The sequence below is a fragment of the Chryseobacterium sp. JAH genome (assembly GCF_001507335.1).
Lineage (GTDB): Bacteria > Bacteroidota > Bacteroidia > Flavobacteriales > Weeksellaceae > Chryseobacterium.
The window spans coordinates 97112-119689 of sequence record NZ_LMAH01000004.1; the positions used below are offsets into that span (position 1 = coordinate 97112).

Below are 22578 nucleotides of genomic sequence, written 5' to 3' on the forward strand. Positions count from 1 at the left end.
TAAGATAAAACAAAAGCAACTCAAATTGAGTTGCTTTTTTATTTGAGTTTAATGAGCTCTATCTTATGTCTTAACTTTAATCCGGCTTTTAGAAATGAGTATTGCAACGGTTTTGTATCACGATAATATTTATCAATAAAAATCTGCATCGCTCCGTAAAATCTTTCGAGATAAACCTCATCTTTTATCGTGCTTTCGCCTTTGTGATGTAAGATTGACGCTTCTCCGTAATAGTAATTTTGACAACCATTTTTAAGTAAAGTATAGCACAAATCGATGTCTTCACCATACATGAAATACTTTTCATCAAGTCCGCCCACTTTTTTATAAACTTCTTTTTTAACAAGAAAAAATGCTCCTGTGATGACTTCTACTTCTGTAATTTCAAATTCGTCAATATCATTTCTGTAATATGATTTTGAATTTTTCTTTTTAAAATTGGTGAAGAGTTTTTCAAAAGAATTAAACATATCAGGCACTGAACGTTTGCTTTCCGGTAGAAAATTTCCGTTGGCATCATGCATTCTTACGCCAAGACATCCGAAATTACTTTTAGAATCAGCAAAATCTAGAATTTTATTTAAATAAAAAGCTTCTAATTCTGTATCCGGATTCAAAATCAAAAGATATTCTCCTTCAGCAGTTTCGATTGCTTTGTTATTGGCAACTGCAAAGCCTTCGTTTTCTTCCGAAGCAATAAATTTGACTTTTGGAAATTCAGGAATAAGATCACCCCACGAACTGTCAGTAGATTTGTTATCAATAACAATGATTTCATAATCTACACTTTCCCCATATTTTTCAATAGAACAAAGGCAGTTCCTCAGAAGTTGAGTCACATTATAATTAACGATAATGATTGAAAGCTTTGTAGTCATTTTAATCTTTTTCGTTATACGGAAGTCGATTGGTGATCGATCTTCCCAAAGAAATTTCATCGGCATATTCCAATTCATCACCTACAGAAATCCCTCTAGCAATACTTGAAAATTGAATGCCAGAATTTTTGAATTTTTTGTAAATATAATAAGCGGTTGTATCACCTTCCATTGTAGCACTTAAAGCAAAAATAAACTCTTTGGCATTACCTTGCTGCAATTTCTTTTCAATACTGGGAATATTCAGCTGATGAGGTCCTACACCTTCCATGGGAGATATTTTTCCGCCAAGAATCAGGTATTTGCCTCTGTATTTTCCCGTATTTTCTATGGCGATAACATCTCGTACATCTTCAACGATACAAATCAGTTCGTCGCTGCGTTTTTCATTGCTGCAGATTTCACAAATATCAAAATCGGAAAAGTTGTGGCATTCTTTGCAGTATTTAATTTCATTCACCAAATTGATGATTGACGTTCCTAAACTTGTCGCTCTGGAATTGGGCTGCTTAAGTAAATGAAGCGCTAAACGCAAAGCCGTTTTCCTTCCAATGCCGGGAAGTCCCGAGATTTCCTCTACTGCTTTTGCCAATACTTTACTAGGATATTCCATAAGACAAAAATAAGAATTATAGTTTAATTTTCCCACCTTTGAACGACCAGCAAAATATTTTCCAACTCAGATCTGAATATATTTTAAATTATAAAATCCTGTATTTTTAAACTGAAAATTCTCCATAAACCATTATCTTTGATCATCAAAATATTAAACAGAAAAATAACTAAAATGATTCTTAACAATCTTAACTATCCTCTGGATTTTAAATTCAAAATCACCACTCTTGCCAGCGATTTTAACATTACAGACAAAAATGGAAACTCTGTCGCATACGTTCGTCAGAAAATGTTTAAACTGAAGGAAGATGTTATTGTTTTCAATGACGAAAGCAAAACCAAAGAACTTTTCAGGATTCAGGCAAACCAATGGATCGATTTTAATGCGTCTTATTCCATTAAAGATACGATAGGAAAAAACTTTGGTAGATTGGCAAGAAAAGGAATGCGTTCTATCTGGAAGTCTTCCTACAACGTTTTAGACGAAGCAGATCAGCAAAAATTCACCATTACAGAAGATAATGCTTGGGTTAAATTTTTCGACGGAATGGTTGGTGAAATCCCAATTATCGGAATGTTTACCGGATATTTCCTGAATCCATCGTATACCGTAAAAGACATGGACGGAAAAGAATATTTTAAGCTAAAAAAAATGCCGTCGATGTTCGGAAGAAGATTTCAGCTTGATAGAATGGTTGATATTGACGACGAAGACGAAAGTTTAGTGGTTCTATCTTTATTGATGATGGTATTGCTTGAAAGAGCTAGAGGATAATACAGCTTTTGGCGGTTTCATTTTGGCAACTGGCTTACATTTTGAAGTCATGATTGTTCAAAAACATCCTAAATAATTTAGACCCCGGAAAAAACTTTAACAGATGAAATACCTAATCATTTTATTTTCAGCTTTTATGCTTATTGCCTGTAAAAAGGAAAAAGAAACCGTTACTAATCCAACAGATAAAGATTCTGTACATATCATTCAGGATTCTGCAAAGACAGACTCTCAACCTGCCAGCATTTTGGTTGATGTATTTCCTTTTCCTAAAGAAATCAAAGAATGCTCTTGCTATTTTGCAAGAAATAAAGCAGATTTCGAAAACGAAAAATATATTTATGCCGACGATGCAGGAAAAACAGCTTATATGAAACTCGACGGAAAAAGAATCGCTATGAATTTGATTTCCTCAAGCGATATGGAAGTGGATGAAGAACTGACCAAAGAAATTGAAAATGAGAACTATAAAATCTCCGTCAAAGGTAAAAAGATAAAACACGAAGAAGTTTTATTGTTTGAAGGTACATTAACTATTGAAAAACCGGACGGAAGCATCACGACAATGCCAATCTATGGAGAATGCGGATGCTAAACAGCTTCTAGCTTCTAGCTTCTAGTAAAAATACTGCTCCTGAATTTCGGGAGCATTTTTATTTCAGATCTATTTATCTATTTTTATTTGTCATATGCAATCTCCTAGTTTTAGTTGGTATTTTCGTTTCTAAATCATAGCGATTTCGTAATTTTGGTCAAAATAAATTTTATGGAACTATCAAACATAGAACCGCAGATTATCTGGAAGAATTTTTCCAAATTGAATGCTGTTCCGAGACCGTCAAAGAAAGAAGAAAAAGTAATCGCTTTTATCAAAGAATTCGGTGAAAATTTAGGTTTAGAAACTACAGTTGATGAAGTAGGAAATGTCATCATTAAAAAACCAGCCACATCAGGAATGGAAAACCGTAAATCAATCGTGATGCAATCGCATCTGGATATGGTTTGCCAGAAAAACAATGATGTGAATTTCGATTTTGAAACGCAGGGAATTCAGATGGAAGTTGACGGTGAATGGGTAAAAGCAAAAGGAACGACGTTAGGGGCAGACAACGGTTTAGGTGTAGCAACCATCATGTCGGTTCTTGAAAGCACAGACATTCCACATCCTGATTTGGAAGCTTTATTTACGATTGATGAAGAAACAGGAATGACCGGAGCTCTAGGCTTAACACCCGGACAATTGACCGGACAGATTCTTCTAAATTTAGATACAGAAGAAGACGATGAGATCGACATCGGTTGTGCAGGTGGAATTGATGTTACCATAAACCAAAATTATTCTACAGAAGCTTCCAGCGGACAAATCGTAAGAATTGAAGTAAAAGGTCTGCAAGGCGGTCACTCAGGAATGGATATTCATAAAGGGTTCGGAAATGCCAATATTATTTTGGGAAGAATCTTATACAAAGGTTTAGCAAACGAAAATATACAGTTGATTTCTATCGACGGCGGAAGTTTGAGAAATGCCATCCCGAGAGAAGCTGTGGCTTTGATTTCAGTGAGAAATTCAGGAGAGTTTATTGAAAATGTAACCGAAGGAATTAAAAAAGAAATTTTAGAAGAGTTTGCTTCCATCGAAGCCGGACTTCAGATCAATATTGAAAATTCTACAAGTTCTGACAAAGCGCTTTCTCAGGAAGATTCAAAGAAAATTGTTTTGGTCTTAAAATCTCTTCACAACGGTGTTTACAGAATGAGCCCTGACGTTCAGGATTTGGTAGAATCATCAAACAACGTAGCAAGAGTAGAACTAAAAGAAGGTGGTCTGAAAATATTAAACCTTTCTAGATCATCAGTAGATTCTTCTAAAGATTCTGTCGCTGAACAATTAAAATCAGTATCGGAATTGGCAGGAATGAACGTAGAATTCAGCGGTTCTTATCCTGGATGGAAACCAAAACCGGGATCTGAAATCGTTCAGATGATGGAAAAAATCTATACTGAAAAATTTGCAGAAAAACCTCACGTAGTTGCTTGTCACGCAGGCTTAGAGTGCGGAATTATCGGTGCCAATTATCCTGAGATGGAAATGGTAAGCTACGGGCCAACCATCAGAGGAGCACATTCTCCGGATGAAAAAGCAAACATTTCTTCAACACAGAAATTCTGGAGTTTTACGAAGGATATTTTAGCAAATATTCCTCATAAATAAACTGAACTCATGCTTGGAATCTGGAAAGGAAAATACAAATACAAACTGAAAAAAGATATGAAATTCAACAACAAAGAAGTTGAGTTTCTCTTAGAAATAAAAGAGTTTGATGGTGAAAATTTTTCTGGAACAATTGAAGACAAAGATGAATATTTCGGAACAAAAGGTATAGGAACAGTAGAAGGTACAATCAGTGGAAAGACCATCGATTTTATTAAGAAAATGCCTATTAAAACTGTTGTTTTGAATCATAACAAAAGAATCGAAGTTGCCAAGAAAAAGCACAAACCTATTTATTATTCGGGTGTTTCAGATCAGAAAGATACTTTTTCAGGCATATGGAAAATGAAGGGAGGACTTAGTTTTTATAATATGCAACTATATCTTTCGTTTCCGACAATAGGTTCTTGGGAAATGAGCAAAATGTAAAATAAATACTACATTTAATATCCAAAGTCTTTTGATTTTGGATATTTTTTTAAAAATTAAATTTCATGAAAAGTATCACCGTATTCTGCGGATCGAGTTTCGGTTCGGATGAAAAATTTAAAGATCAGGCAACTTTGCTCGGACAGACTTTAGCAAAACAAAATATACAACTTATTTACGGCGGCGCTAATGTCGGATTGATGGGTGCGGTCGCAGACGGCGTTTTATCTGAAAGCGGAAAAGCAGTCGGTGTTCTTCCTCATTTTTTACAGTCAAAAGAAATTGCGCATACTCAACTTACCGAATTGATTTTGGTAGAAAGTATGCATGAGAGAAAAACCAAAATGAATGACCTCTGTGACGGTGTTATTGTACTTCCCGGCGGTTACGGAACTCTGGAAGAGTTTTTCGAAATGATTACCTGGGCACAACTCGGGCTTCACAAAAAACCAATTGCAATTCTGAATATTGACGGATTTTATGATGATTTAATTAGATTCGTTAAAACGATGGTTGACAAAGGTTTTTTAAAACAGATCAACCAAGAAATGCTTTTGGTAAGTGATGATATCGATGAACTTTTGGGAAAGATGAGAAATTATCAGGCTCCGACGGTCGGGAAGTGGATTTCTAATGAAGGCATTTAATCATAACTTATCTAAAAATAGAACAACCATCTATGCTACCTGAACCATGGTATTTTACCGCTCAGGATTTATCTCAACAATTACACATTGAATTACATAATGATCATATTTTAAAGGGAAACAAACAAAAACTGTCGCTTGCAGGCAAGATAACGATCATGTATTATTTGAAATGGATAATGGAGAGTATTCAGTTGTTCATCTTACTTGGCAAAATCACCCAAAGTGTTATTGAACATAAGATCTTTCCTGATGCTAAAGAATTTTATTAATATCGACTTGAAAAAACAAAAAACTCCCGAGAAAATTTTCGGGAGTTTATATTTTTTATCTAATGATCTCTAAGGATATGGTGCAATCGCCACTTCAAGGCCTTCCATATCCATCGCCATATGCAGCTGGCATCCTAATCTGCTGTTGGGTTCTACATGGAATGCTTCACCCAGCATTGCATCTTCTTCATCACCCATAGGCTCAAGTCCCGGATCTTTGATGACGTAAACCTGACATGAGGCACACATCGCCATTCCGCCGCAAACCCCGATGGTTCCTTCTTCAGCCAATTCATACGAACGGATGATCTCCATCAAATTCATAGACATGTCTGTAGGAGCTACGATATCGTGGATTAAACCTTCCCTGTCTGTGATTCTTATATTTATATCGCTCATTTTGATAATCGTTGATAGTTAAAATTTGATGGTTGATGGTTTTTAGAAAAGTATGCACTAAAACACTGGTAACTGAAACCTAAAAACCAAATTAATCTATTTTCTTTACAACTGCTTTTTCAGCTTCTTTACGGCTACCATCGAAACCATCTACTCCACTTACCGTTGTATATTTTAGGACGAATTTTTTACCCGGATTTAATCTGTTGTAAACGCTTTGACACATCAAAGTCGCCTCATGGAAACCACAAAGAATCAATTTCAATTTCCCCGGATACGTGTTGATATCACCGATTGCGTAAATTCCTTCGATGTTGGTCTGATAATCTAAAGCATTATTGACTACGATAGCATTCTTCTCGATATTTAATCCCCATTGTGAAATTTCGCCCAATTTTGGTGTTAACCCAAATAATGGAATGAAATAATCTGTTTCAATATCAAATGCTTCCTCACCGTCTCTTACAACAGTGATAGCTTCTACCTTTCCGTCACCTTTGATTGCCGTAACTTCTGCAGGAGTAATTAATTTAATTTTACCCTGATTTTTTAAATCCTGAACTTTTTCTACAGAATCTAAAGCTCCGCGGAATTCATTTCTTCTGTGAATCAATGTTACCTCACTTGCAACGTTTGATAAGAAAACGCTCCAATCTAATGCAGAATCTCCACCTCCGGCGATTACTACTTTTTTGTTTCTGAAATGCTCAGGTTCTTTTACGAAATATTCAAGACCTTTCTCTTCATAGTCAGCAACATTGTCCATGGTAGGTTTTCTAGGCTCGAAAGTTCCTAAACCACCTGCGATTGCAATGGCTTTACATCTGTGAACAGTTCCTTTATTGGTAACAACTTCAAACCATTCTTCATCAACTTTTTTATAAGAAACTGCGGTTTCTCCCAAAGTAAAACCAGGTTGAAACTGCTTGATTTGCTCCATTAAATTATCTACCAACTCACCCGCATTTACAGAAGGGTAACCAGGGATATCAAAAATCGGTTTCTTAGGATACAACTCAGCCAACTGCCCTCCAGGTTGAGGAAGTGCATCAATGATATGGCATTTCATTTTTAACAAACCTGCTTCAAATACAGCAAAAAGTCCGGTTGGTCCAGCTCCGATAATTAATATATCTGTAGTAATCATAATATGATGATAATTTAATTGTATGTAACTGCAAATTTACTAATTTTAATGCGAAGCATATTTAATTGAGATTAAATAAAAAACTGAGATTTATCAAATCTCGTACGTATAAAACCTCCTTTTTATTTGGCAGTGTTTTTGTAAAATTTAAATTATGAAGAAATTACTTTATATAACGGCAATATTTGTTTTCTTTTTTGGTCAAAGTCAGATTACAAATATCAATGATGGAGAATCTTTAACACTTAGAATTCACTATGGTTTTTTAACTGCAGGATCAGCGAATCTTACAGCAAAGAAAGTAAACTACAAAGGTATTCCTCACTTATATGTAAAAGGTACAGGTTCTACAAGTGGAGCTGTGAAAGCTTTTTTTAAAGTGGAAGATTTGTACGAAAGCTACATCAATATGCAGACGGAGCTGCCCAGCTTTTATGTAAGGAATGTAAAAGAGGGAAGCTACTCACAGCATTTGCAGACGGTTTTTAATCATGATAACAACACCCTAATTTTAACGGATAAAAAAACACCTGCAAATGGTTCTAAAACAATAAAATCTGTTAAGGCAGTTCAGGATATGCTGTCCTGCTTTTATTTTTTAAGAAGTAAAACACCTGCCGAACTCAAAACAGGAACTGTTTTTAACATGAATGTATGGATTGATGATGAGATGTTTCCGTTTCAGCTTAAGGTTGTGGGAACTGAAAATTTAAAGACTAAATTCGGAACGATTAATGCCTTAAAAATTATTCCATCAGTAAAAAGCGGTAGGGTTTTCAAAGAAAAAGAAGGAGTAACAATGTGGGTTTCTAACGACGCGAATCACATACCCTTACTTCTAAAAGCCGAATTAGCAGTGGGATCACTCAAAGCAAGCATCGACAATTACAAAAACGTAAAGTATCCTTTAAAATTTACCAAATAGACGATCAATGTACATAATGCCTGTAACTTTTTACAGGCATTTTTTATTTCATGTAATATTTTTAAATTCTGAGTTGTTATATTTTTAAGAAAACTCACCATGAAATACAAAGCGCTCATTATATTAACATTACTCTTCTCCTGTACTGCTTATTCACAGAAAAAAGAAGTCAATCATATTGAAAGAAAACAGATCACTATTCGTAAAACATCCTCTACGCCCAAAATAGACGGAATTTTAGATGATGTTGAATGGCAAAACATTCCTGTCTCAACTCAATTCATCGAACGAAACCCCAATAACGGGAAGCCACAAGCAGATTCCATCAGGACTGAGGTTAGAATTTTATATGATGACACAGGAATTTATTTTGGCGCCCAAATGTATGATCCAGAACCTACGAAAATTGCTAAAGAGTTAACAGAGCGAGACGGAATCAGTAATGACGATTTTTTCGGTGTTACTCTGAATGGTTATAATGACAAACAGCAAAGTCTAGAATTTGTAGTAACCGCAGCAGGTGTACAGTTTGATGCCAAAATAACTTCAGACGGAGAAGACGACAGTTGGAATTCTATCTGGTACAGCGGTGCAAAAATAAATGATACTGGCTGGTCGGTAGAAATGAAAATTCCTTATTCTGAACTAAGATTTCCGAAAAGCAATGTACAGGAGTGGGGATTGAATATGTTCCGGAGAATCCAAAGAATAAAAGCTTCGTATGATTGGAATTTTGTTGACAACGCCAAAAACTCTTACACGCTGTTCGACGGTGTTTTGCTTGGGATAGAAGACATCAATCCTCCTACCCGACTATCTTTTACTCCTTATTTTTCAACCTATGTAAATAACTTTGAAGGAAAAACAACGGCAAATTTTAATGGTGGAATGGATGTAAAGTACGGAATCAACGATGCTTTTACATTCGACATGACCTTAATTCCAGATTTTGGACAGGCTAATTTTGATAATTCTATTTTGAATCTTACTCCTTTTGAGCAGCAATTTTCTGAACAAAGAACTTTTTTCACAGAAGGAACAGAATTATTTAACAAAGGTGGGATGTTTTACTCGAGAAGGGTCGGTGGAGAGCCTTCAAAATATCCCATAATCAGCGAACATGAAGAAGTTTTGGAATATCCTTCAAAGGTAAAGCTGTTTAATGCTTTTAAAATTTCCGGAAGAACAAATAAAGGTTTGGGAATAGGTTTTTTCAATGGGATCACTCAAAAAATGGAAGCCTCCATTTTAAATTCTGAAACCGGAGCAATCAGAAAAGAAGTGGTAGAACCCTGGAGTAACTATAATATTCTGGTTTTTGATCAGAGATTCAGTGTAAATTCATCCGTTTCTTTAGTCAATACCAACGTCACCAGAAACGGAAATTTTCGTGATGCCAATTCTACAGGCCTTCTTTGGGACCTTATCAATAAAAAGAATACGTACAAAACTTTTGGAAGCGTAAAAGGAAGCTGGGTAATGGATGATAATACAAAATTCGGAACGCGCGGTGAAGTAGGCGTTGAAAAAATAGCCGGAAAAAACCGTTTTTCACTCAACGGAAATGTTACCACAAAAGATTGGGACATCAATGACGTGGGATTTTCAACCAGAACAAATTTTGCCAATTATAATGCGTGGTACGGCTACAGAATTTTACAACCCACTGAAAAATTCAACAATATTTATTTAAATTTTAATCTGAACTATTTTCACAGACTGGAGCCTTTCTTAAACTCTAATTTTGTATTCAATAACAATAACAGCTTCACAGACAAGCAGTTCAGAGTATTTGGCGGTGGTATCGAATTTACACCTTTCGGACAGAACGATATTTACGAACCGAGAACTTTCGGCAGACATCTCAAAATTCCCGGATATTTTGATTCTTGGGTTTGGTTTGAAAGTGACAGCAGAAAAAAGCTGCAATATAATTTCACTATAGATTATTATGCATTTGATGAAAAAGGCAGAAATCAGGTTTTTACCAATTTCGGATTGCGTTACAGGTTTTCAGACCGTTTTAATGTCAATTGGAGCTTTAATCCAAGTTTCAGCAATAACGAAACAGGATTTGCTGGAAAAAGCGACAGTGAAATTTACATCGGTAGAAGACAGAGAAATACGTACGAAAATGCTTTGACTTCCAAATATACTTTTAATGAAAAAATGGCGCTTACTTTCACATTCCGTCATTATTTTTCAGATGTTACTTACAAACAGTTTTACACACTTAATCAGGATGGAACCTTAGCCGAAACTTATGATTTTTCGAAAAATTTAAATGGAACTTATAATGCTTGGAATGTCGACTTAAGATTTTCATGGTGGTTTGCTCCGGGAAGTCAGATGACTGTACTCTATAGAAATGCGACATCGAATTACCTAGATATTTCCAGACTCAATGTCAAAAATAATTACAATACTCTTTTCGATGAGGCGATGGTAAATAACTTTTCTTTAAAACTGACTTACTTCTTAGATTATAACAGGGTAAAAGGCTGGACAAAAAAGAAAAGTATAAAAAGTTAGTCTGCAATAAAGCTTTATCTCAAAATCAAAAGCCTCCGAAAATTCGGAGGCTCAGTTTTTTTTTATCTGCTACAAACCAAGATTTACAGTTATATTACAGAAAATCCTGTAAACTTAATTTACAGGATTTGAATTTATTTTAAGTTTAAATCCATTATAATGATTTGAACTGCTCTAGTGTTCTGATATCATTTTCGAAGAACATTCTGATGTCGCTCATTTGATAAAGCAACATGGTAATTCTTTCAATTCCCATTCCGAAAGCATAACCCGAATATTTTTCAGAATCTATATTAACATTTTTCAAAACGGCAGGATCTACCATTCCACAACCCATAATTTCTAACCAGCCTGTTCCTTTTGTAATTCTGTAATCGGTCTCAGAGTTCAGTCCCCAATATACATCAATTTCCGCACTAGGCTCTGTAAAAGGAAAGTACGAAGGTCTCATTCTGATTTTTGATTTACCGAAAAGTTCGGTTGTAAAAAATTGAATCGTTTGCTTCAAATCTGCAAAACTCACTTTTTCATCAATATACAATCCTTCAATCTGATGGAAAATACAGTGTGAACGCGAAGAAACTGCTTCGTTTCTAAACACTCTTCCAGGAGATAAGATCCTTATCGGCGGCTGGTTTTCTTCCATATACCGGATTTGTACCGAAGAAGTATGCGTTCTCAGCAAGATATCAGGATTCTGCTCAATGAAGAAAGTATCCTGCATGTCTCTCGCCGGGTGATATTCCGGTAAATTTAATGCGGTGAAATTATGCCAGTCGTCCTCAATTTCCGGTCCGTCTGCAACAGCAAAACCTATCGATTTAAAAATATCAATAATTCTGTTTTTTACAATATTGATCGGATGTCTGGAACCCAATTCTAAAGGAAAAGCAGGTCTTGTAAGGTCTTCTTTTTCGAGAATTATAGAAGATTCAGAAGATGCTTTGAAATCTTCCAATTTTGCAGCTACTGCTTGTTTCAAAGAATTGATCTTCTGTCCAAAATCTTTTTTCTGGTCATTCGGAATGGTTTTTAACGATTCATAAAAATCATTTAAAACTCCTTTCTTACCATTATATTTAATTCTGAAATTCTCAATTTCATCTTTGGATGTTGCACTGAAGCCGTTTACTTCGATTAGTAATTCTTCTATCTTTTCTGTCATTGTTTTATCCCTTTCAAAAATGTATCTGCAAAAATAAGGTTTTCCAATTAAAAAAGTTTTGAAATTATCATAAAAAAATCTGCCTTTTCAGACAGATTTACATTTTATTATTAAAATCACTTTTTTATTCTTCTTAATAAACGAATGATCAAGTATACAATGAGCGCTAAAAAACTTATGATGAGAATTTGAGCTGCATAATATCCAATATTATAACCGACTTCGTAAGAATTCATTTTTTAATTATTTCTTTTCTAAAGCTTTCACATTAATCTGAAGGCTTATCTCATCTTTAATCACACCATTCTCAGCAGGACTTTGGAACTTCACACCAAATTCTTCTCTCATAATATCTTTCGGTTCTGTTGCAATACTCACTACACCTTCGTTGACAGACACATTTGCTTTAAACTGAACCGCTTTTGAAATACCTTTTATCGTTAAATTCCCATCCAAAATCGTATTGTAATCACCTTCTGCAGATGGAGTAACTTTTGTAATCTCATAAGAAGATGTAGGAAATTTTTCTGTTTCGAAGAAATCTCCGCTCTTCAAGTGACCATTTAATTTATTTAATTGCTCAACATCATCTTTTAAATCAACAGACGTCAAAGAATTCATATCTGCTACAAATTTTCCACTTTCTAGTTTCCCTTCTTTTATAGTAACATCCCCACTTTCAAAAGTAATTGTTCCGAAATGACTCGTGTTTTCAGATTTAAAAACTTTATAGCCCTTCCATTCTACTCTGCTGTTCAAGGTATCAAGCACATATTGGTTTCCATCTTTGGTAGTGGTCACGTCATTACCGTCACTTGCAACAGGTTTTTCTTTTTGACATGATACAGCTACAGCAGCTGCAAAAAGCGCAGGAAGAGCCAGGGCAAATAATTTTCTTTGCATTTTGAATAAATTTTAAGTCTTTGTAAAATTACTAAAAATATGCCAGTGTTTTCTAAAAACCGTATTTTTGCCTTATGCTATTAGAGATAAACAATTTATATTTTTCACACACAAAGGAAAAGACTTTGTTCCAAAACTTCAATCTCAGATTGGATGAAGGGAAAGTAATTGCGCTGGCAGGTGAAAGTGGTTGCGGAAAATCCACTCTTTTAAGTCTCATTTATGGACTTTTAGATTGGGATCAAGGCGAAATCATGTTTAGAGGCAATAAACTGATGGGGCCAAAGGGAAATCTCGTTCCCGGAGAGGCTGAAATGAAATTTGTAGCACAGAATTTTGACCTGATGCCTTATGCCACCGTAGCTGATAATGTGGGAAAATTTCTTTCAAATATCAATTTAGCTAAGAAAAAAGAAACAGTCAGCGAACTTTTGGAGGTTGTGGGATTGGTAGAATATGCTAACGTTCTTCCTAAAAATTTAAGTGGCGGACAACAACAAAGAGTGGCGATCGCAAGAGCACTTTCCGTTTTACCTAAATTATTATTACTGGACGAACCTTTCAGTCATCTCGATTATGCTAGAAAAATCGAACTTCGGGAAAAACTTTTCAGATATGTAAAAGAAAAAAACATTTCTCTGATTATTTCTACACACGAATTGCAGGACGTTATTCCGTGGCTTGATCAGATTGTAATTCTTGAAAATGGAAGGCTGATACAGAATGACCGTCCTGAAGAAACTTACAAAACCCCATACAACAGTTATGTGGCTAAACTTTTCGGTGAGGTCAATATTTTTACAGAATCCGAAATGAACGATTTTGGAATTTCTAATTTTGCGTATTATCCGCAACAGATACAAATTTCGGAAACAGGTTTTCAAGCAGAAGTTCTTGAAAGCAGATTTGCAGGAAATCATTACTGGAACAAATTGATTTCAAAAAACAAAGAACTCATCATTCACACCACTGAAAAGATGGAAGGAAGTCAAAAAATATCTTTCTCTTAATAATTAACAGTTTTTTATCATCCTTAATGTTAGTTTGTGGATAAATTTAAAACATTTATTCAACTGATTTCCAGCAATATTATTAAATTTGAATCAGCAACAACATAAGGAAACTTTTGGTTCAATTCTCTTCCACCCAATAGACTGAAATTAGCATTTTTCTCCTGCAATGAAGTCTTGGAAGTTTACACTGTCCAATCTTTTCCTTTTTTTATGCAAAAAATGCGTCCCAAACGGAACGCATTCTATATTATAAAAGGAAATATTTTTAAGCTTTTTTTACAAATTCAGACTTCAAAGCCATCGAACCAAAACCATCAATTTTGCAATCGATATTATGATCGCTGTCTGGTCTTAATCGAATGTTTTTAACTTTAGTTCCTGCTTTTACAGGTTTCGGAGCACCTTTTACGGGTAAATCCTTTACAACCACTACAGAATCTCCGTCTTGCAGTTCATTTCCGTTGGCATCTAAAATTTTTCCTGCATGGTCATTTTCAGCAGCAGTTTCTTTAGGATTCCATTCGTAAAAACATTGTGAACAAACCATCAGATCATCCTGCTCATACGTAAACTCCGAACTACATTTTGGGCAGATTACTACATCACTCATTTTTTAATTTTTTTGCAAAGATAGTTTTAAATGTCGGATGATGGATGATGGAAGAAAGAAAACTCATTGATCACAATACTACTTGATACTTCTCCAATTTCTGTTCAATGGTATTGAAATACTTCCTCCAATAATTGTGCTTTTTCAGTTTTTTAACCACCAGATTTTTATAATTTTCATTTTTTGATTCTAATAAGTATTCTACAAACCTATCCAGATACATCACTTTATTTGGGCTGTTAAAATCAGCCCTAAGAAAATCTTTTTCAAAATAATGTTTAACTTCATCAGGATATTTATCTGCAATACAATCGAATGCGAAAGAATTATTATGTTTCAAAGCTAATTCTTTCATTCTTGGAAGTAAATACTCATCAATCTTTATATTTTTAAGAATAATGTGGTAAAACATATAGTACAAATCTTTGTCAGAATGCAGAACAATACTGTCTAATTTTTGAAAAGTTCTATCTTTTGCTAAAGCATCGGATATTTTTTCATTACGGACATCATCAATGGTATCTGCTTTAGTAATCGATTTTAAAGCTACTTTCCATTTGTAAGCATTGTAAATAATCCATGATAAATCATCATAGCCACCAAGGCACCCATCCTGAGTTTCCACATTTTCATTTTTGTTAATTTCAAAACTAAACAATTGGATTACTTCTTTATGATTCTTCACCAACTCTGTAGCAGCGTAAGCTCTGATAACCGGCTCTTTGTGTTTAGCAAGCTCAAAAAGTTCTTTTTCAGAGATTAATGATTTCAACTTTTCAAAGCGGTTAAATTGCTCACTAGGAGAGCAGACGATTCCCACACAATCCGACTCAAAGACATTATAATCAATCATTTTTTGAATCAACTCTTCCTTGGTTTGCCCTAAGACTAAAAAGCTGGCTACTAATAATAAAAAGCTTAATATATGTTTCATATCGAATAACTTCCAACCAGATACAAATAAAACGAATTTGATTGAAAAAAAATATAATTTTATTAAAGTTCTTACTCATCCTCATTTGTAGTAAAAACACTAATTGAGTTACTGCAAAATAGTTTCTTAAGTGGGTCAATAATTTAAAATATCAAACTTACATATCCCAAATTTAAAATTCGTATTTTTGCAAGTTCAAACAGCATACTGCAACAATGGAATTAATACACAGAAACTTGGCCATCGGAATTCACGATGCTTTACAAGAAACTTTTTTTGAGAAAAATAAATATGCCGATAAAGTAATCGAAAGACTTTTAAAGGCTCACAGAAAGTGGGGAAGCCAAGACAGAGCAGTTGTTTCGGAGATTTTCTACAACATCATCCGTTGGAAAAGACGCCTTGAATATTATATGGGCGAAAGCGCAAAACCCAACAATATTTATAAAATGATTGTTGCTTACTGCCTGTGGAGCAAAACCAATTATAAAAGATTTGAAGAATTTGAAGGCATCAAAATCGCCGATATTACAACCAAACTTAAAAAAGGAACTGTTCCTACAAAATCTATTGAGCATTCCATTCCTGAATGGTTGGCAGAAACATTAGAAAAAGAATTGGGTCCGGTTTGGGAAAAAGAAATGAAAGCTCTGAACGAACAGGCTCCAACAGTTTTGAGAGCAAACTCATTGAAAACTTCGGCCAAAGAGTTGATTTCAGATCTTGCTGTTGAAAATGTAGTGGCATATACTGTGAAAAATTATCCTGATGCCGTGCAGTTAGAAGAAAAAAAGAATGTTTTTCTTACAAGTGCATTTAAAGACGGATTATTTGAAGTACAGGATGCAACATCTCAAAAAATAGGATATTTTCTTGACGTAAAAGAAGGTCAGAGAGTCGTTGATGTTTGTGCCGGAGCAGGTGGAAAAACTCTTCACTTAGCCGCATTGATGGGCAATAAAGGTCAGATTATCGCTTTAGATATTTACGAATGGAAATTAGCTGAACTGAAACGTCGTGCTAAAAGAGCCGGAGCTCACAATATTGAAACCCGTATGATTTCTGATAACAAAGTGATCAAACGTCTTCACGAAACAGCAGACAGACTTTTGATTGACGCACCATGTTCAGGTTTGGGAGTTTTGAAAAGAAACCCAGACAGCAAGTGGAAAATCGATCAGGCGTTCATCGACAGAATCAAAAAAGAACAGCAGCAGATCATCCAGGATTATTCTAAAATCCTTAAAAAAGGTGGAAAAATGGTGTACGCTACTTGTTCTGTTCTTCCATCAGAAAACAACGAACAGGTTGCTGAATTTTTGAAAAACAATCCTGATTATAAATTAATCAAAGACGAGAAAATAATGCCTAGTCAGGGCTACGACGGATTCTATATGGCTCTGATCGAAAGATTAGCTTAAAATTATTTTAATCATACGATATAAACTACTCTATTTTTTGGAGTAGTTTTTTTTATAGAAATAAATCAAAACTTTACCTTTGTACAAACCATCAAAACATCATGAATAAACCTTTAATCCTTTGTTTCTTCGTATTTTTATCTGTTTTAAATTTTGCTCAGACTTACGAAATTCAATATATGAGTTCTTCCAATGGGAAAATTCAACCTAACCAAAACCCTACCATAGTTTGGGTAAACGAGAGCGAAAACTACATTTTAAGTTCTAAAACAAAAGAGCAGAAAAATGAATATCCTTTTGAAATCAGCAAAATTGAAAAACCTTCCAACACGATTGTATCTTACGGGTTTTTAAAGCTCGGAGATATTATTTCTACTTCGGATTCACAATCCATCGCAAAACAAAATTTTGAATTCACAGATAAAACCAAGAAAATTTTGGGGTATACCTGTAAACACGCGGTCACCAAAATCAATTCAAACAACATTGAAGTCTGGTACACCAATGACCTAAAACTAAAAGGAGGGCCTTCAAGTTTAGGGCAAAATTTGGGTTTAGTTTTAGAAATCGAAAGAAATGGAAACTCTGCTACGACCGCAACTTCACTGAAGAAAATTAAAAAATCAGGAATTGAAAATATAATCAACAAACCTATCACTACGACAGATCTTTTAAGCTACAGAGATTTACTTTGGAAAAGCAGGTTCACAACTTTAAAGGTTTTTGAAAATGAAATCATCAACTTCTCAGACCAATCAAAATCTGATGAAAATATTAAAAGATTCGCCAACGGAACAATTATATTAAAGAAAATTAAATTTCCACAGCTTACTGAAGGTGAAAACGTTTTTGTAGAGTTAAAACAACAATCCAACGGTGATGCTTACGACAGAACAGGAACTGTATTTTTTATTCCCCAAGATAAATCGCAATCTTTTTTTGACGGATTGGAAAAAGGAGTAAAAACACTTCCGGTTTATGAAAACGGAAATGGGAAACAGTATTTTGGAATCAACTCAACTGAAAATTATCAGCCGACGGTTGAACTGATGAGATTTTTTACCGCTTTCGGAATCAATAAGTTTAATAATCTAGAATTAAAAGATAAAACCTGGCAAACGCTAAGTCCGTTTCGTCAGGATATCACCGAGCTGAAACCTTCTCTTTCCGAAAAAGAAATCTTGGTAGGAACTTTCATCGGAAATTACGACAAAGGCGGTCACAAAGTAAGTTTAGATATCACCATTCACAAAAGCGATCAGATTGTCTATAAAAATAACAGAGTAATTCCGCTCTTCAATACAACGAATATTATGGAAATGGCTGGTCAGGATTATGCGACAATGTTTAATAATGATAAAGGGCTTTTTGTAGAATTTGATTTGGAAAAAGATTTAAAAAATGTTCAATTACGATACATTACAACAGGTCATGGCGGCTGGGAAAACGGTGACGAATTTATTCCGAAAACCAATGCTATTTATATAGACGGAAAAATAACTTTCTCATTTACTCCTTGGAGAAGCGACTGCGGATCTTATAGATTGTACAACCCTGCATCAGGAAATTTTCCAGACGGACTTTCTTCTTCAGATCTCAGCAGATCAAATTGGTGTCCCGGAACAATTACCAACCCCAACTATATTCAAGTAGGAGATTTGAAAGCCGGAAAACATACCATCCAGGTTAAAATTCCTCAGGGAGAACCTGAAGGAACGAGTTTCAGCGCATGGAATATTTCGGCTGCTTTACTCGGATCAGAGTAAAAACAAAACCTCCTTGCAATATTATTGCAAGGAGGTAAAAACACAAATGATGAAAAAAAATTATTTCGAGCCACAAAGTAATGAAAAATATTTGAATTATTAATTGTCGGAAATCAATATTTTTCATTTTTTGGTCGTCAGTATCCATGACCTTAGATGGTAGTGAAAAATATCAACCAACACGTAATAAAAATTGTCAGCAAAATAATAAATTATTTAAATTCAATTAATTTAATTAAAAATATAAACTTTAATTAATTTTTTTTAAAAAAATTTATATATTATTTATAATTTTGCTTTCAAATAAAAATAACATGTGTGGAATCGTATGCTTGTTTGACGCCAAACAACAAACCGAGATATTAAGACCCCAGGTCTTAGAAATGTCTAAAAAAATTCGTCACAGAGGTCCGGACTGGAGCGGTGTTTTTCAAAACGAAAAAGTTTTATTTTCTCATGAAAGACTTGCTATCGTTGATCCATCTTCTGGAAAACAACCTCTATTTTCTAAAGACGGTAAAATCGTTTTAGCTGTAAACGGAGAAATATACAATCATCGTGAGCTGAAAGAAGAATTTCCTGATTATGAATTTCAAACCCAATCTGACTGCGAAGTTATTCTGGCTTTGTATCAAAAATACGGAAAAGATTTTATTGAAAAATTAAATGGAATCTTTGCTTTTGCTCTTTACGATATCGAAAATAATATATATCTGATCGCCCGTGATCATATGGGAATTTGCCCATTGTATCAAGGTTGGGACAAAAACGGAAACTACTACATCGCCTCTGAGCTTAAGGCTTTGGAAGGATTCTGCAAAAAAATTGAAACTTTTCTTCCGGGACATTATGTTTACAATATTGAGGGAACAGAACTTCAACAATGGTACAAGAGAGACTGGGAAAGTTTTAATTCGGTAAAAGACAACAGTACAGACATTAGTGCAATCAGAAAAGGATTGGAAGCAGCGGTTCACAGACAGTTGATGAGTGATGTCCCTTATGGTGTTCTCCTATCCGGAGGCCTAGATTCTTCTATTATTTCAGCGGTTACAGCAAAGTATGCGAGACAGAGAATCGAAAGTGGAGACACACAGGAAGCATGGTACCCGAGACTGCATAGCTTTGCGGTAGGGTTGGTTGGTTCTCCCGATTTGGAAGCAGCGAAAAAAGCGGCAGAACATATCGGATCCGTTCATCATGAAGTTAATTTTACTGTTCAGGAAGGTTTGGACGCTATCCGAGATGTTATTTATCATTTGGAAACATATGATGTGACAACCATCAGAGCCTCCACACCAATGTATCTTTTGGCAAGAGTAATCAAATCGATGGGAATCAAAATGGTCCTTTCAGGTGAAGGTGCCGATGAATTGTTCGGAGGATATCTGTATTTCCATAAAGCTCCAAATGCAAAAGAATTTCATGACGAAACGGTAAGAAAATTAGGAAAGCTTCATCTTTACGATTGTCTGCGAGCCAACAAAGCATTAATGAGTTGGGGAATTGAAGGAAGAGTTCCGTTTTTGGACAAAGAATTTATGGATATTGCTATGAATGTAAATCCTCAGGATAAAATGATCAAAAAAGAAGAAGGAAAAATTGAAAAATGGGTGTTAAGAAAAGCTTTTGAAGATATTTTACCCGAGTCAATCGCCTGGAGACAAAAAGAACAGTTCTCTGACGGCGTTGGATATTCTTGGATTGACACGTTGAAAGAAGTTGCAGAAAAATATGTGACTGACGAAATGATGACGAATGCAAAATTCAGATTTCCATTAAATACTCCTCAAAACAAAGAAGAATACCGTTACAGAACTATTTTTGAAGAGCATTTCCCAAGTGAAACTGCAGCTGCTACTGTACCTTCTGTACCTTCTGTGGCATGTTCCACTCCCATCGCTTTAGAATGGGACGAGGCTTTTAAGAAAATGAACGACCCTAGTGGAAGAGCCGTGAAAGTGCACGAAACTTCTTACTAAAAATCGGCAAATTTATTAATCCTGTATTCTTACAGGATTTTTTATTGAATAAAATCAAGAATATTTAGATAATTTAACTAAGTATTAAACTTATTATCTAATAAATAATTATATTTGAAAAATTAAAAAAAATCTTTGCTGTAACATGAAAAGAAACATTACTATTTTATTTGCTTTACTATCTGTAAGCTTCGCTTTTGGACAAGGTAAATATGGAAAATATCTTAATTCTAAAAAGCTGGCTCTTACCTATAAAAGTGTAAAACCTGTCGATAAAGATGATTACTATCAGCAATATTACTGGTTGGTAAAAGCTGAACAGTTAAAAACCTTCCCTCACCTTGCTGATATTAAACCTGTAGTTCTTTATAACTTTGTAAAAAAAGTAAATCCTCAGAATCCAACAAAAAAGCTGGATGACAGAGGAAAAGAATTAAGAAAAACAGCAGAATTATCTCTAGATCAATATTTCAAAAACAAAAATTTCCAAAACAATCAGGTATTGTTATACAATTTGGAAACTTATGTTGACCCTTCACAAGGAGAATACTTTACTAAAGTAGATGCAGAAAAAATTAAAGAATTAGTGCCGAAAGAATTCTTCGGATTCGCCTCTTTGAACAAGAAAACGATGGAAGAAACAATCTATTATCTATGGGTTGATAAGAAAAAAGACGAATTTAATATTGTCGATATTGTTCCTAACGAAAAGGAAGACAAGAAATTCTACGCTTCATTGAAACAGTACTTGCCAAAATATAAATTCAACAGAAAATATATGCCTACGGTAAAGAAGGGAACAAAAGCTGATAAAACAGATAAAGACTTCTTCTACATTATGCCGTTTGAGCAGAACGTAGACAACATCGAATACAAAACAGACGATTTTAAAACTTTCACATTGAGCCAGGTAAAAAGAGAAGGCGAAGCGTGGATAGGAGTAGAAAAGCCTAGAAAATAAATTTAAAACTTACCATCAAAACCCCGAGAAAATATTTTTTCGGGGTTTTTTATTATCTTCATTTCATCAAAAATCACCTTACTATGAAAATTAAGCTCAGTATTATTTTTTTCTTTTTGCTTGCTTTTGTTTCAGCACAATCTTACAAGTCAGTTTATGATTTCAAATGGAAACCACAGAAAAAAGCGACTGAATATCTGCAGGAAGATTTTGCTTTACTGATTCATGACAACAAAACATCAGAATTTTTATCTTATATAAAATTTAAAAATGACTCAACGAAAACAATAGCCCTAAAAGAATTCAAGAAAAAAAGGATTGGGAAGTCTTTCGTTTGACTACAAATATGGTCAGTCAAAATTCAATGATGTTGTTTCAAAAAATTATATTAACAAAGAAACTCTATTCGAAAAACAGCTTTATGACAAAATTTTCATCGTAAAAAACCAATGTACAATTGTTTGGAAAATATATTCGGAAAAGGATATTTATTTAGGCTATTCTATTCAAAAAGCTAGTACTGAGTTTGGCGGTAGAAAATGGACTGCATGGTTTACGACAGAAATTCCCGTTCAGGATGGACCGTACAAATTTCATGGATTACCCGGATTGATTTTAAAACTCAATGATTCCGAAAACGAATTTATGTACAAAATGAAGTCAATCACAAAAGAAACAAATGATATTTCAGAAAGAAACTACGGCACAAACAACATGATAAAAACTTCTTCTGAAAAATGGGCTAAAGTTTGGGAAGATTACAAAAAACAACCTTCCTCTATCTTTGGACTTCAAAATTCTTCCGGTGACGGATGGATGAACAGTATTAGTATTGATGGAAATCCTGGCGACAGAGGATTCAAAGAAAATTTTGACAAAAAGCAGAGATTATTTTTACAGAATTTTGAAAATCCAATAGAATTAATAAATGCTTGCGATTAATCACAAGGACTACTTATCATATTGTTATGTGTAATTAAAAATATCGGTTC

The 22578-nt window shown here is 34.5% G+C and carries 23 protein-coding genes; 15 read left to right on the plus strand and 8 right to left on the minus strand.

What is annotated here, in order from left to right:
- Positions 1-38: 38 nt before the first annotated feature.
- Positions 39-878, minus strand: coding sequence for a glycosyltransferase family 2 protein (locus AR685_RS11190; RefSeq protein ID WP_059124615.1), 840 nt, complete (start codon positions 876-878; stop codon positions 39-41).
- Between the two features lies 1 nt (position 879).
- Complete coding sequence (gene recR / locus AR685_RS11195; RefSeq protein ID WP_059124616.1) at positions 880-1491, minus strand: recombination mediator RecR; 612 nt, start codon at positions 1489-1491, stop codon at positions 880-882.
- Positions 1492-1665: 174 nt separating this feature from the next.
- On the opposite strand from recR, the gene AR685_RS11200 reads away from it, so the two are divergent.
- From AR685_RS11200 to AR685_RS11225, 6 genes are all read left to right on the plus strand, one after another.
- Positions 1666-2268 (plus strand): hypothetical protein, encoded by a 603-nt coding sequence (locus AR685_RS11200; RefSeq protein WP_047446594.1) that lies wholly within the window; start codon positions 1666-1668, stop codon positions 2266-2268.
- A gap of 103 nt (positions 2269-2371) precedes the next feature.
- Positions 2372-2863 carry a hypothetical protein gene (locus AR685_RS11205; protein ID WP_059124617.1) on the plus strand — a complete coding sequence of 164 codons (492 nt, stop codon included), beginning with the start codon at positions 2372-2374 and terminating at the stop codon, positions 2861-2863.
- 171 nt (positions 2864-3034) lie between these two features.
- Positions 3035-4480 (plus strand): aminoacyl-histidine dipeptidase, encoded by a 1446-nt coding sequence (locus AR685_RS11210; RefSeq protein WP_059124618.1) that lies wholly within the window; start codon positions 3035-3037, stop codon positions 4478-4480.
- Between the two features lie 9 nt (positions 4481-4489).
- Positions 4490-4909, plus strand: a complete 420-nt coding sequence (locus tag AR685_RS11215; RefSeq protein ID WP_059124619.1) for a hypothetical protein — start codon at positions 4490-4492, stop codon at positions 4907-4909.
- A gap of 65 nt (positions 4910-4974) precedes the next feature.
- Complete coding sequence (locus AR685_RS11220) at positions 4975-5556, plus strand: TIGR00730 family Rossman fold protein (protein ID WP_059124620.1); 582 nt, start codon at positions 4975-4977, stop codon at positions 5554-5556.
- A gap of 32 nt (positions 5557-5588) precedes the next feature.
- Positions 5589-5828 carry a hypothetical protein gene (locus tag AR685_RS11225; RefSeq protein WP_059124621.1) on the plus strand — a complete coding sequence of 80 codons (240 nt, stop codon included), beginning with the start codon at positions 5589-5591 and terminating at the stop codon, positions 5826-5828.
- Positions 5829-5897: 69 nt separating this feature from the next.
- Here AR685_RS11225 and AR685_RS11230 read toward each other — a convergent pair whose 3' ends face one another.
- Together AR685_RS11230 and AR685_RS11235 are read right to left on the minus strand one after the other, a co-directional pair.
- Positions 5898-6227, minus strand: a complete 330-nt coding sequence (locus AR685_RS11230; RefSeq protein ID WP_047446608.1) for a 2Fe-2S iron-sulfur cluster-binding protein — start codon at positions 6225-6227, stop codon at positions 5898-5900.
- 91 nt (positions 6228-6318) lie between these two features.
- Positions 6319-7374 (minus strand): NAD(P)/FAD-dependent oxidoreductase, encoded by a 1056-nt coding sequence (locus AR685_RS11235; protein ID WP_047446609.1) that lies wholly within the window; start codon positions 7372-7374, stop codon positions 6319-6321.
- A 154-nt stretch (positions 7375-7528) separates the two neighbouring features.
- Here AR685_RS11235 and AR685_RS11240 point away from each other — a divergent pair, with 154 nt between their 5' ends.
- Together AR685_RS11240 and AR685_RS11245 are read left to right on the plus strand one after the other, a co-directional pair.
- Complete coding sequence (locus tag AR685_RS11240) at positions 7529-8299, plus strand: DUF3108 domain-containing protein (RefSeq protein ID WP_059124622.1); 771 nt, start codon at positions 7529-7531, stop codon at positions 8297-8299.
- A 99-nt stretch (positions 8300-8398) separates the two neighbouring features.
- Positions 8399-10831 carry a DUF5916 domain-containing protein gene (locus tag AR685_RS11245; RefSeq protein WP_059124623.1) on the plus strand — a complete coding sequence of 811 codons (2433 nt, stop codon included), beginning with the start codon at positions 8399-8401 and terminating at the stop codon, positions 10829-10831.
- A gap of 154 nt (positions 10832-10985) precedes the next feature.
- Here AR685_RS11245 and pheS read toward each other — a convergent pair whose 3' ends face one another.
- Positions 10986-11996: a phenylalanine--tRNA ligase subunit alpha gene (gene pheS, locus AR685_RS11250; RefSeq protein ID WP_047446616.1), complete on the minus strand. Its 1011-nt coding sequence runs from the start codon at positions 11994-11996 to the stop codon at positions 10986-10988.
- Positions 11997-12239: 243 nt separating this feature from the next.
- Positions 12240-12899 carry a YceI family protein gene (locus AR685_RS11255; RefSeq protein ID WP_059124624.1) on the minus strand — a complete coding sequence of 220 codons (660 nt, stop codon included), beginning with the start codon at positions 12897-12899 and terminating at the stop codon, positions 12240-12242.
- A gap of 74 nt (positions 12900-12973) precedes the next feature.
- Here AR685_RS11255 and AR685_RS11260 point away from each other — a divergent pair, with 74 nt between their 5' ends.
- Complete coding sequence (locus AR685_RS11260; RefSeq protein WP_047446620.1) at positions 12974-13909, plus strand: sulfate/molybdate ABC transporter ATP-binding protein; 936 nt, start codon at positions 12974-12976, stop codon at positions 13907-13909.
- A 268-nt stretch (positions 13910-14177) separates the two neighbouring features.
- On the opposite strand, the gene AR685_RS11265 is transcribed toward AR685_RS11260, so the two are convergent.
- On the minus strand, positions 14178-14522 hold the full coding sequence (locus AR685_RS11265) for a zinc ribbon domain-containing protein YjdM (RefSeq protein ID WP_047446622.1): 345 nt from the start codon (positions 14520-14522) through the stop codon (positions 14178-14180).
- Between the two features lie 70 nt (positions 14523-14592).
- Complete coding sequence (locus AR685_RS11270) at positions 14593-15456, minus strand: hypothetical protein (protein WP_047446625.1); 864 nt, start codon at positions 15454-15456, stop codon at positions 14593-14595.
- A gap of 215 nt (positions 15457-15671) precedes the next feature.
- Between AR685_RS11270 and AR685_RS11275 the strand changes: the two genes are divergently transcribed.
- The 6 genes from AR685_RS11275 to AR685_RS11300 all read left to right on the plus strand — a co-directional run bounded on the left by AR685_RS11275 (position 15672) and on the right by AR685_RS11300 (position 22528).
- Entirely contained in the window at positions 15672-16877 is a 1206-nt protein-coding gene (locus AR685_RS11275; protein ID WP_047446627.1) for an RsmB/NOP family class I SAM-dependent RNA methyltransferase, read from the plus strand.
- Between the two features lie 101 nt (positions 16878-16978).
- Positions 16979-18643 (plus strand): GLPGLI family protein, encoded by a 1665-nt coding sequence (locus AR685_RS11280; protein ID WP_059124626.1) that lies wholly within the window; start codon positions 16979-16981, stop codon positions 18641-18643.
- 314 nt (positions 18644-18957) lie between these two features.
- Positions 18958-20625: an asparagine synthase B gene (gene asnB / locus AR685_RS11285; RefSeq protein ID WP_059124627.1), complete on the plus strand. Its 1668-nt coding sequence runs from the start codon at positions 18958-18960 to the stop codon at positions 20623-20625.
- A gap of 145 nt (positions 20626-20770) precedes the next feature.
- The gene (locus AR685_RS11290; RefSeq protein WP_047446632.1) at positions 20771-21586 is read left to right on the plus strand and encodes a hypothetical protein; all 816 of its coding nucleotides are present in this window, start codon (positions 20771-20773) and stop codon (positions 21584-21586) included.
- Between the two features lie 83 nt (positions 21587-21669).
- Entirely contained in the window at positions 21670-21924 is a 255-nt protein-coding gene (locus AR685_RS11295) for a hypothetical protein (protein ID WP_059124628.1), read from the plus strand.
- Positions 21905-22528: a GLPGLI family protein gene (locus tag AR685_RS11300; RefSeq protein ID WP_059124629.1), complete on the plus strand. Its 624-nt coding sequence runs from the start codon at positions 21905-21907 to the stop codon at positions 22526-22528. The genes AR685_RS11295 and AR685_RS11300 overlap by 20 nt, the downstream gene beginning before the upstream one ends.
- The last annotated feature ends 50 nt before the right edge of the window (positions 22529-22578 follow it).